This is a genomic window from Sphingobium sp. CFD-2, from assembly GCF_024611135.1.
GTDB lineage: Bacteria > Pseudomonadota > Alphaproteobacteria > Sphingomonadales > Sphingomonadaceae > Sphingobium > Sphingobium fuliginis.
The window spans coordinates 1,029,212-1,040,654 of sequence record NZ_CP084405.1; the positions used below are offsets into that span (position 1 = coordinate 1,029,212).

At 66.2% G+C, this 11,443-nt stretch carries 8 protein-coding genes; 4 read left to right on the forward strand and 4 right to left on the reverse strand.

Going from position 1 to position 11,443, the window contains the following annotated elements; translation table 11 throughout:
- Positions 1–31: 31 nt before the first annotated feature.
- The 3 genes from LDB29_RS04850 to LDB29_RS04860 are packed head-to-tail and all read left to right on the forward strand — an operon-like array spanning position 32 to position 2,571.
- On the forward strand, positions 32–775 hold the full coding sequence (locus tag LDB29_RS04850) for a hypothetical protein (protein ID WP_025548071.1): 744 nt from the start codon (positions 32–34) through the stop codon (positions 773–775).
- Positions 772–1,941 carry a M48 family metallopeptidase gene (locus LDB29_RS04855; protein WP_025548073.1) on the forward strand — a complete coding sequence of 390 codons (1,170 nt, stop codon included), beginning with the start codon at positions 772–774 and terminating at the stop codon, positions 1,939–1,941. Before LDB29_RS04850 ends, LDB29_RS04855 begins: the two co-directional genes overlap by 4 nt.
- A gap of 9 nt (positions 1,942–1,950) precedes the next feature.
- Positions 1,951–2,571, forward strand: coding sequence for a hypothetical protein (locus LDB29_RS04860; protein WP_025548074.1), 621 nt, complete (start codon positions 1,951–1,953; stop codon positions 2,569–2,571).
- Between the two features lie 149 nt (positions 2,572–2,720).
- Here LDB29_RS04860 and LDB29_RS04865 read toward each other — a convergent pair whose 3' ends face one another.
- From LDB29_RS04865 to LDB29_RS04880, 4 genes are all read right to left on the reverse strand, one after another.
- Entirely contained in the window at positions 2,721–5,930 is a 3,210-nt protein-coding gene (locus LDB29_RS04865) for an autotransporter domain-containing protein (RefSeq protein WP_099185807.1), read from the reverse strand.
- Between the two features lie 102 nt (positions 5,931–6,032).
- Positions 6,033–8,480, reverse strand: coding sequence for a TonB-dependent receptor (locus LDB29_RS04870; RefSeq protein ID WP_099185806.1), 2,448 nt, complete (start codon positions 8,478–8,480; stop codon positions 6,033–6,035).
- Positions 8,464–9,396: a FecR domain-containing protein gene (locus LDB29_RS04875; RefSeq protein WP_025548077.1), complete on the reverse strand. Its 933-nt coding sequence runs from the start codon at positions 9,394–9,396 to the stop codon at positions 8,464–8,466. The genes LDB29_RS04870 and LDB29_RS04875 overlap by 17 nt, the downstream gene beginning before the upstream one ends.
- A 55-nt stretch (positions 9,397–9,451) precedes the next feature.
- On the reverse strand, positions 9,452–9,964 hold the full coding sequence (locus LDB29_RS04880; RefSeq protein WP_025548079.1) for an RNA polymerase sigma factor: 513 nt from the start codon (positions 9,962–9,964) through the stop codon (positions 9,452–9,454).
- A 236-nt stretch (positions 9,965–10,200) separates the two neighbouring features.
- Between LDB29_RS04880 and LDB29_RS04885 the strand changes: the two genes are divergently transcribed.
- Entirely contained in the window at positions 10,201–11,406 is a 1,206-nt protein-coding gene (locus LDB29_RS04885; RefSeq protein WP_025548081.1) for a serine hydrolase, read from the forward strand.
- Positions 11,407–11,443: the final 37 nt, after the last annotated feature.

Sequence of the window (11,443 nt, forward strand, 5' to 3'; positions counted from 1 at the left end):
GGGGACTTGGCTGTGTGCAGGGGGAACATTCATGCGATTTGCGTTCGGCCACGCCATTTTGTGCCTTTTGCTCGGCTGCCTGTCGCCGGCCGTCATGGCGCAGGAAAAGTCCGCCGTGCGGCAGGGCTTCCTGCTCGATCCGAATTCGACCAAAATCCTGTTGTTCAGGCCCAGGGTGACGGTTGGGAGCCAGTCGACTGCGGGCATGTTCGAACCCAATGCCGACTGGACGCAACAGGCGCGGGACAATCTGGATCTGGCCCTGGCGGAAGCGCAGCAGCGTCTGGGCAATGAGATTGTCGGTTCGGCCGATCCTGTGGGACAGCAGGCCGAAAGCCTCGCCGAATATCAGTCGCTCTTCGGCATCGTCGCGCAATCGGTGATCGAATTCCAGTTCTTCCCCGGCAATCGATTGCCAACGAAGAAGCGCGAAGGCGCGGCGTTCGACTGGACGCTGGGGCCCGGCGTATCCGCGCTCGCTGCCCGCTCGGGCGCGCGCTATGGGCTGTTCATCTTTACGGAAGACCAGTTCGGATCGACCGGGCGGAAGATTTTCCAGCTGTTCGCGGCCATGGGCGGCGTCGGCATCACCTCCGGCCAGCATAAGGGCTTTGCAGGTCTGGTGGACCTTGCCAGCGGGGACCTGCTCTGGCTCAATGCGGACCTGCAGATGGGCGGCGATGTCCGGACCATGGAGGGTGCCCGCCGCCGCGTAACGCAGTTGTTGGAGGATTTCCCCGGCAGCACCCCCAGCCTTGCCGCTGCCGCCCAATGACGGGCGCGTTGTTGCGGGCAATGGCGCTGCTGGCCTTGACTCTGCCGGTAGCGGCGGTGGCGGCGGTGGCGGCCCCCGGGCCGGCCGATCTTCCGCCCTACAGCCAGGCCTATCAGCCGCAAGGGACGGACGAGCGTGGCCTGTGGATGCTGGCCGACGAGGATGAGCGGGAACTGCGCGACTCCAAATTCCTCATCGACGACCCGGCCCTGCAGGCCTATGTGGCTGGCGTCCTGTGCCGGGCTGTGGGTCAGGACCGATGTCGGGGCGTGCGCATCTATCTGGTCCGGGTCGCATCCTTCAACGCCAATATGGCCCCCAACGGCACGATGCAGGTCTGGAGCGGGCTCCTGCTGCGGGTTCGAAGCGAGGCGGAACTAGCGGCGATACTCGGCCATGAGTTCGCTCATTTCGAGCTGCGACACAGCCTTTCAGGCTTCCGGAGGCAACGTTCAGCGACCGACATCGCCGCCTGGGCGGCCTTTCTGGGTCAATATGGCGCGACCGTGCAGCAGGCGGCGGTCGGCTCATTCTTCCAGTTCAGCCGCGATCAGGAAAAACAGGCCGACCTGCTCTCGCTCAAATATGCGATCCAGTCCCCTTATTCGGCGCAGGCGGCGGCGCATGTCTGGCAGCGGCTCATGGATGAGGCGGATGCGACCGCGCTGGGGCGCAAACAGCGCAGCCAACGCTATGATCGTGTCGCCTTCTTCTCCACCCATCCGACCAATCTCGATCGCGCGACCTATCTCGCGGCCCTGTCCGCCGATGTCGCGGCCAAGCCGGAGGGCGCGGAAAGCTATTCGGCGGCGCTTGCCAAATGGCTGCCGGATTTTCTGTCCGACCAGATGAAGCTCAACGATTTCGGCGGTACGGAATATCTGTTGTCGTCGCTGGCGGGGGAGCATTGGACCGCGCCTCTGCTGTTCGCGCGGGCCGAACTGTACCGCCAGCGCGGCAATCCGCGCGATCTGGCGGCGGCGGCCGATTTCTACCGATCGGCGCTCGCGGCCGACCCCGGCCTGGCGGAGGGCTGGCGCGGATTGGGACTGTGCCTGATGCGCAACCATCAGCGGACCGAAGGCGCGGATGCGCTCAAGAATTACATCCGGCTGCGTCCCCAGGCGGCCGATATTCCCATGCTCCAGACGATGACCGGCGAATAGGATTTTCTCATGGCGAAACGAATTTCATCTTTTCTGGCCGTGATCTGCGCGGTTCTGATGGCGCAGCCGCTGATGGCTGACAATGCCCTGATGCCGGCGGGGACGTCCGTTGCCGTGGCCAAATCGACCCTGACCGTCACGCCGGACCGGGAGTGGAACCGCCTGTCCGCCCGTCCGGGCCGCAATTCGGAGACATGGACGCTGGACGGTGACGATCTGAACGGCGTCAATTTCTACAGTATCGAAACCGGGCGGACCTTGTTTCGGGAGGTGAGCAGGAAGACCAGGCCGCTGCCGCGCTTTTCCTCGACCATGTTGCTGACCGATATTCCTGCGCTGCTGGAAAATAGTTATCGCATCGCGCTTGGGACGACGCTCTTTTCGATGACCGCCATCGAGCCTGCGACATTTCTGGGCGAAAAGGGCGTGCGCTTTTCCTACAGTTTCCGAAAGCAGATGGAGGATGTGTCGCGCAGCGGCGAAGCGGTGGGCGCCATCGTCAAGGGCAGGCTGTACCTGGTGACGTTCGACGCGCCGGCCATTCTCTATTTCGATCGGGACGTTCCAGCCTTTCGACAGATATGGTCCTCGGCCCGCCTCGAAACCCCTCCCGCTCTTGCGCGGCGCTGACGGGGGGATAGCGAAAAGGGGCGCTGCCGGGGGAAGGCAGCGCCCCTTCCTTTACAGCCATGACACCGTTGGGAACCGGCTCATGTCATGGCGGATCGGCGGGCCGGGAGGGTCTGTGGGGTGTGGCCCGCCAATTCACTGCTAGGACGTCACAGGATGAAGTTAACCGTCGCCCGGAGGGAGAGGGCGACATGATTTTGTTGTTCCTCCGCCCCGAATTCGCCGCCGACGCGGAAAGTTTCGGTGCCGCCGATCAGCCGGGCGCGGCCGGTCCACCCGCTGGTGCGCTTGTCCGAGATCAGGGTGAAGTCCTCGCCACCGGCGAAATGGGCGGTGGTGTCGCCCAGTGATCCGCCGATGATCTGGCGCCGTCCACCCTCCAGCTCGAACCGCATCCAGCCATCCTCCCGATTGAGGCTGCCGAAATCGTAACCGACGGTGACATTGCCGCTGGCGGTCAATTCGTCGCTGGTGCGGCCGTCGACGATCAGGTCAAAGGCAGCGCCTCCGCCCGTCTCGCCATAGCCGTCCTCCTTCAGGCGGTAATAATCGATGCTGGCCGCCGGACGCAGGGTGAAGCGGTTGAAGCGCATCTCATAGGAGCCGCCCGCCGTTGCGGAGTAAAGCTTGCCCGACCAGTCGCCATCCGCCGTGCGCACGACGTCGCCGGATTCGAAATGGCGGCTGCCCCGGAAATCCACATGGGCCGCCGACAAGCGGGCATAGGTCTGGAGCGGGCCGAAATCGCCCCGCCAGTGCGCCGCCAGTTCGAACTGGTCGGAATCCACCGCATTGTCGGTGCTGCCCGAAGAGTCGCTGCCATGGATATAGGCGAAGGATGCGCCCAGAGCGCCGATCCCCGTCAGATATTCCGCGCCGAAGCTCGCCCCCCAGCCGTTGATGTCGTAGGATGCGGTGTCGCCCACGCTCTTGGAACTGCCGAACGCCACCTGTTGCAGCCAGAAGCCCAGACGCCCGTCAGCCGTGCGGTAGATGCCGCCCGGATCGCCAAGGATGCGGGCGGTCGCGCGCGAACCGGCGGTCACCGCCTCGAACGTGCCGCCGGCATGGTCGGGCAGCATCTGTTGCAGATTGGCCTTCAGCGTGTCGCCGTCGGTGATGGCAAGATAGCTGCCCGCAACGGCGCTGTCCTTGTCCAGCGCGTTGAAGATCGCGTCATAGGCCCGCGCCTGCGACCCGGTCAGGCCGAGTTCGGATACGGTCTTGGCCGCGATCGACAGCGTCACTTCCCCCGTCGCGGCGTTGCTGGCGATGGCGCCCTTGAACATATAGGGGATCAGCGTCGTGCTGGAGAGGGCGGGCGTGCCGCTCAACGATCCGGCGCGGACGATGACATAATCGCCCTCCGAACCGGCCACGCTGGTCAGGGTCGCCTTGACCTGCGATCCGCTGGCGAAGCTGGCGGCCCCCGCGACATTGTAGAGCGTGTTGGTGCCATTGGCCGTGTCGACCGTCACGCCGATGACGGAGGACCCGCCCACTGACAGCGAGGCGAGCGCGACCGTGCCCTTGTTGCCGGCGTTGAGGGTGCCGCCATTCATCACGACGGCGGTATTGCCGGCATTGCTGATCGCGCCGTTGAGCGTGGCGGTGCCGGAAAGGGTCAGCGTCGAGGCGCCGCCGCCGAAATCCACGCCGCCATTGATCTGCGCGCTTTCCGCCAGGCCAAGGCTGGAACCGTTCCCGCCCAGCGCCACATTACCTGTCAGGGTGGAGGAGCCGGACAGCGCCAGGCGATTGCTGCCGCCGCCCAGGTCGACATTGCCCGCAATGCTGCCGGCGGAGACCGTCACGACGTCATTGCCCGATCCCAGCCGCACGTCGCCCGTGATCTTCGGCGCGCTTGCCGTGGCGGAGGCAAGCGACTGGGTCAGGGCGACGCCGCTGCCATTGGCGGTCATATCGATGGCGACGTTCGATCCGCTCTTGCCTCCAGTCGCAGAGATGGTGCCGGTGTTGGACAGGGACGACACCGTGCCGGAAGAATCGAGGATGGCGATGGCCGCGCCATCCTTGCTGCTGAGCGCCGTGGCGGAAATGGCGCCGCTGTTCACGATGGCGCGGCTCGTCGCGCCTGCGTCGATCACCAGCGCGCGGGCCGACGTGCCGGCGGCGCTGGAGCCGGTCGCGCTCACCGCCCCGCCGATCTGGAGGGTGTCGGCCGTGGCGCCGCTGCCCAAACGAATGGCCGTCGCATTACTGTCATAGGATGTGGCGCCGACCGATCCCGACACCAGCAGGCCCTTGGTCAGGGTGACATTGCCGCCCAGCCCGCCAATGGCGAGGCCGCTGGCGCTGACGCCGTCATAGACGCCATATCCGGCAATCGATCCCTTGACGATCAGGCCATAGCCCGAACTGTCCGCAGCCACCGGACCGATGGTCGTGGCCGCCGTGGCCGAACCGATCCGCACGGCAGCGGCGGAGCCATAGGTGATGATCGCGGCGGACCCTTCGCTGGCGTCGGTCAGCCCGTCATTGTCGACATCCGGCTTGGTGCTGTCCAGCGTCGGTGGAATGTCGAAGATGACGCCGCCCGTGACATTGCCGGCGATCGTCACGGCCGATCCGCCCTGGAGCAGATCGTCCGCATCCAGCTTGGAAGCGTCGCTCGGACGCGAAGTATAACGATAACCGGTGCTGGTGATCGTGCCCTGGATCTTGACCGCTCCGGTCACGTCCCCTTGCAGGGCAAGGCCGGTGCTGTTGGCGCCCGTGACGGCTGTCGTTCCGCGGATGGTGACATTGCCGGTGACCGCATTGGCCAGCACGCCATAGCCATTGTCGCCCACCACGCTGGTGGAGCCGCTGGTCGACAGATTGCCGGTCAGCGACGCGTCGATGCGGATGCCGGCGGACTGATTGCCTTCGATGGTGATGGTGCCGCTGCTGTCGATATTGCCCATATGCGCCGCGCCCGGCTGGACCCAGATGCCGTTGCGGTTCGAACCCTTGGCGAAGGGGCCGTCCAGGTCGCCGTCCTTGTCGTCGTCGGTGGGGGTATAGTCCTCGTCCAGCGTGATCGTGCCGCTATGGGTGATGTTGCCGCTGGTGCCCGCCGCCGCGCGAATGCCGGTCGCGCCGTCCGCGCCGGAAATCTTGAGCGTGCCGGCATTGCTGACCTTGTTGTTGCTGTCCTGGGTGATGGCGGTGCCGCCGGTCAGCGTGATCGATCCTGCGGAACTGACCGTGACGTCATCCGCGGCGCCATTGGCGACGGTGGAGGTGCGGACGGCGGTGGTGGTGGAAGAACCGATGGTGGTTTCCGCCGCCGCATCGGCCACCGTCAGGGCGGCCAGAACGGGAGCGATGGCCGTGCAGGCCAGTAGATTGCGCATGATGTCTCCTCTGCGTGCCGCGCCTCTTTCCGATGAGCGCGCATGCGGCGAAGACGGCGCGGGAACGCCTGTCCCGTCAGTTAAAAATAATGCGATGCAGGATCAGAAGGCAAAATCCAGGCCAAGCCGGACAGTGCGCGGACGCAGCGGCGTCACATAATCCCCGCTAAGGTCGAAGGGCGTGCCCAGCGAGAAGCGGTTGCCGCTGCTGTCGAGCAGGTTGGTGAGGGAGAGCGACCATTGCACCGTCCCATGGGTCAGCGCCGCGCTGAGCGCCGTGTCCACATAGTCGCCCTGTTCCCGGCCCAATATCGGCCCCACGCCCAGGCGCGACTTGCCGACATAGCGGGCCGATCCGCTGAGTTGGAGCCGCATGTCCCCTCCCACCGGCGCCCGATAGTCGAAGCCGATGCGGCCGCCCCAATTGGCGACATTGGGCAGGCTCAAAGACTGCCCCTCATAGGAGAGCAGGCGCAGGAATTGCGCCGGGCGGCTGAGGCGGCTGTCATTGTAGATGATGCTGCCGTCCAGCGTCAGCCGCGACGCGGGGCGCACGGCGACACGCCCCTCCACCGTATAGATGCGCCCGTCCCCGATATTGGCGGTGGTGGGAATGCCGATCCGGTCGGTGACGTCGGCCTGGATGTCCCGCCATCTGGTATAGGCGACATTGCCCGTGACCGCGACCGGATCGATGCCCGGAATTCCCCTGCGGAAGCCCAGTTCCACCGTGGAGGCGCGGTCGTTGCGGAACCGCTGGATATGCTGGTCGTCGACAGCCAGCCCCCCGGGACGGAAACCCTGCTGGAACCGGGCATAGACGGTCGTCCCGGGCAAGGCGTCGGTCAGCAGGGAGAAGGATGGGAGGAAGATCGTCTCGCTCCGGTTCGCCTGCGCCTCCGCGCGTGCGATGGCGGCAAGGGACAACAGGGCGATGGGGTCCAGCACCTCGCCGGTCAGGCGGCTGTTGGTCAGTCGGCCGCCCACCGTGGCGATCAGGCCGCGCATGGGTTCGAACGACGATTCGCCGAAGAGCGTCGCCTCGCGGATGCGGTTGTGCACGCCGGTCGAGGTCGCGGCCATGCCCCGCCCGTACATCGGCACGCCGGGAATGACCTGCGGCTGCATCAGGGCCGTTCCATAGGAGGTCAGCGAACGCTGAATATCCGACGTGCTTTCCAGATAGGATGCGCCCAATATCCAGCCCAGGCCATTGTCCAGGTCGCGGACGATGCGGTTTTCGGTCGAGAAGATGTCGACCTTGTTCCTTTGCCGGAACAGGGCGGCGGGCGCGTCCGCCCCGGCCATCTCATAAGGCGTCGCATCATAGCTTTCCGTCAATATGTTGCGCACGAAGCCGGTGGAGGAGACGAAGCGCAGATCGTCCCATTGCCGCTCCACCCGCAGATTGGCGAGCGCATAGTCGGACGAATAGGGCTGGGCGACGGCGGAGGCGCGCTTGAGGTCGCCTATCGCCTTCGCGGCATATTGCGCATCGTCGCCCTCGATCCGCTGGAAGACGCCGGTGAGGTCGACGGTCCAGTTCTCGTCCGGCGCGAAACGGAGCGCGGCGCGGCCGCCATAGGTGCGGATGCGGTTGACGTCATGCCTGTCGCGCAGGACATCGTCGATATAGCCGCCGTCCTGCACGCCATAGCCGACGATGCGCAGCGCGATCTTCTCCGTCACGACCGGCAGGTTGATCGTCGCGGCCAGATCGCCGCCCGGATCGCCATGCTGCGTCGCGCTGAGCCCGGCGGAGACCTGCCCGCCGGCGCGCACCAGGTTGGGCGCATTGGGGATCATGCGCACGATGCCGCCCAGCGATCCCGCGCCATATAGCGTGCCTTGCGGCCCTTCCAGCACCTCCACGCCCTGCATGTCGTAGAGCCGGAGGTCCGGGTCCGGCGCGGCGTAGTTGAGGCGCATGTCGCCCAGATATTGTCCCGTCGTCGCCTGGGTCGGTCCGGCGACGCCGGAGTCCGCGATGGCGCGGATGAACAGCTTGTTGCGGCCCGTGCCCGCATGGGTGGAGCTGAGGCTCGCCACGCGGAAGATCAGGCTGGCGGTGCCGCCGGCCGCCTCCCCGGCGGTGAAGGCGTCGTCGCCCACCACATCGACCATCCCGGCATAGCGGGGAAGCGGGGTGTCGCGCTTGGATGCGGTGACGATGATCTCGGCCGGTTCGGGCGCGGCTTGCGGAGCGGGTTGGGCGATGCGGGCGCGGGGCTGCTCGCGCACCACCACCGGCGTCCGGACGATCCGCCAGGTGGTCGCGTCGATACGCCGGATGCTGGCGCCGCTGCCCTTGACCAGCCGCTTGAGTGCCGCTTCCACCGACAGGCGTCCCTCCACGGCGGGAGTGGCCACGCCCGCCAGCGACTGGTCCGACATGCCGATGCTGGCCCCGGTCTGGCGGCCGAGCGCTATCACCGCCTCGCCCAGCCGTCCGGGGGCGATGCTGATCTGCTGTCTTTCCGCCGCTTGCCCAGGCGAAGCGGCCATCATGGCGAGGGCGGTGACGAACAGGACGTCAGCGTGGCGGGCCATCCCCCTCCCTCAACAGCCAGCCGTCGCCCTGCCTGACGGCGCTGAGGCCCATCAGCGGCGCTGCCTGGCCAAAGAAGCGCGCCGGGTCGCGGTGCAGGCGGATCGTTCCGGTGAAGCGCATCGTCCCCGCGCCGGGGGTGGCGGTGAGCCGGACGCCCAGTGAGCGGGCGATGTCGGCGCTGATCTGCGTCACCGGGGCGTTCGCATAGGTGAGGCGGCCCTGACGCCAGCTTGCGACGGCGTCGGTGGCGACGTCCATGACGCGCAGGCCGTTCTCATCCTCCATCAGAGCGCGGCCGGCGGGCAGGGCGATGGCTTCCGCCTTCGGATTGTAGATGACCTCGCCCTCCGACACGCCGATGCGGGTCGCATTGCCGGCGCGGACGATGTTGAAGACGGTGCCCGCATCCTCGAACAGCGCGTCGCCCACGGTGACGCGGAAGGGATTGGCGGCGTCATGCCGGACGGTGAAGGCGGCCTCGCCGCTGTCGAGCGCCGCGAAGCGCGCGTCATGCCGGTCGAAGCGCATGGTCGTGCCGCCGTTCAGTTCGACGCGTGTGCCCTCGTCCAGCGCGACGGTGCGGGTTTCGCCGGGCCTGGTCGTGACGGTGTAGATGTCGCTGCGGTTCCACATGCCGACCGATATGGCCGCCACCAGCGCCGCCGCCACCGCGCCGCCGCCGATCAGCGATCGGGACCAGCGCCAGCCGCGCTCGCCCGCATCATTGGCTGGAGCCGTCATGGTCACGGGCTCCGACGGAACGATCTCTGCCAAATCGGCATCTGCCGCCATCAATGCATCATAGGCGGGCGCATGCACGGGATCGGCCTCCAGCCATGCGGTGAAGGCCTCCCAATCGGCAAATTCGGGATCGCGCGTGCGGATGACCCATCCGAGCGCCTCCTCGTTCATCATGGCTTCAGCCCTGTTCATGTCAGCCCCTCATCTGAGCCAGACGCCGCCGCCTTCCTCATTCCGTACCCATTTTCTGCTTGAGGGCGATCATGGCGCGATAGGCCTTTTGCAGATCCTTCTCCACGGTGGTGAGGCTGACGCCCAGTTCCTCCGCGATCAGCCTTTGCCCGACGCCCTCCAGGCGGAAGCGGCGGAACACCAGCTCGACACGCGGCCCCAGGGATTGCAGCACGGCGCGCGCCTCCTCCAGCCGTTCGTTCAGGATCAGCCGTTCGTCCACGGCGATGTCCTCCGACGGGTCGGCCATCACGCCGCCCGCGCCCTCCGCCCAATCCTGCTCGCGCCGTTCGCGGCGGGTGGCGGAACGATAGCGGTCCAGCATCAGGTTGTTCGCCATGCGGTAGAGATAGGGCAGGGGATCGGCGATCGGCCCCAGATCCTTCTCCTCCAGCTTCATCCACATGTCCTGCAACAGATCCTCGGACTCGTCGCCCGCGCCGCGCGCGCGCAGGAACCGCAGCAGGGCGGGCCGGTTGTTCAGGAAGATGGCGGATAGGCCGGTAGCCATGAAGAGCTTGCGTCCAGTGGGATCAGGCGGTTGCCATAATGGGCCGATGAAGGCGTTGCAACGGGCAAGCGGCCCGGGGGATATTGCCATTTACCTCCGGCCATGCCTGATCGGGAGCATTTCCGGATTGACCGTTTGAGGTCGGCGGCTCGGAAAATGCGGCATCGAAAGACAAGAGCATTTTCCCTCATGGTGAAATTGCTCTAGGGGCAGCGGGCAGGCCGGCAGGAGGATCGATGCAGCTTATCGGGCAGGTGGATGTGGAGGCGGCGCGGGCATCCGGCATGGATGCCGGGAAATTGCAGGCGCAGGCCGCCTTCGTTCATGAACGCTATGTCGTCCCGGGCAAGCTGCCCCATATGCAATGGCTCCTTTCGCGTGACGAACGACCCATCGTCTCGGTCCGCAGCGGTGCCGCACGCGCAACCGGCGAGCCGCTTGGGGATGACGCGCTTTACCGCATCGCCTCCATGACCAAGCCGGTGACCTCGGTCGCCTTCATGATGCTGGTGGAGCAGGGGCTGGTGGCGCTGGACGATCCGGTGACGAAGATATTGCCGGAATTCGCCGATCTGGCCGTCGGGGCCGATGGGGCGGGTCGGATGCGCCGCCCGATGCTGATGATCGACCTGCTGCGGCACACATCCGGCCTCACTTATGGTTTGCAGCGGCAGACGGCCATCGACGCGCGCTACCGTGAACTCGGCCTCGACGAGTTCCAGCAGAAACGCAGTTCCGACGAATTCATCGCCGCGCTGGCCGCGCTGCCGCTGGAGTTCTCGCCGGGTGAGCGGTGGAATTATTCGGTGTCCACCGATGTGCTGGGCGTCGTGGTGGAGCGGCTGAGCGGCCTCGACCTGGAGCGATTTTTCCGCGAGCGCATCTTCGATCCGCTGGGCATGCCGGACACATTCTTCGAACTGCCGGAGGATCGCGCCGGGCGGATGACGGACGCCTGGCAATGGGCGCAGGACGGCACGCTGTCGCTCTACGACCGGGGCGAACGCAGCGGGTGGCGCCGGCCGCTCAAGCTGCGTTCGGGCGGCGGGGGCCTCATCTCCTGCACGGCGGATTATCATCGCTTCGCCCGCATGTTGCTGCGCGGCGGCGAACTGGACGGCGTGCGGCTGCTGAAGCCGGAAACGGTCGCGGCGATGCATGCCAATCATCTGCCGGGCGGGGGCGATCTCGCCGGCCTGTCCTCCTCCATGTTCAGCGAGGCGGATTATGCGGGCGTGGGTTTCGGCCTCGGCTTCGCGACCGATCTCAGGACGCAGGAATATTATTGGGGCGGCGTGTTCTCGACATTCTTCTTCATCGATCCGGTGGAGCGGCTGATCGGCATTTTCATGACCCAGCATTTTCCCTCAAGCATCCATCCGGTCCGTCGCGAGTTGAGGCAGGGTGTTCGCCATGCCATCATCGAAAGCCGCGCCGATTAATTGCTGCGCTGCAAAATTTGCTGTTGGCGAGCCTCGG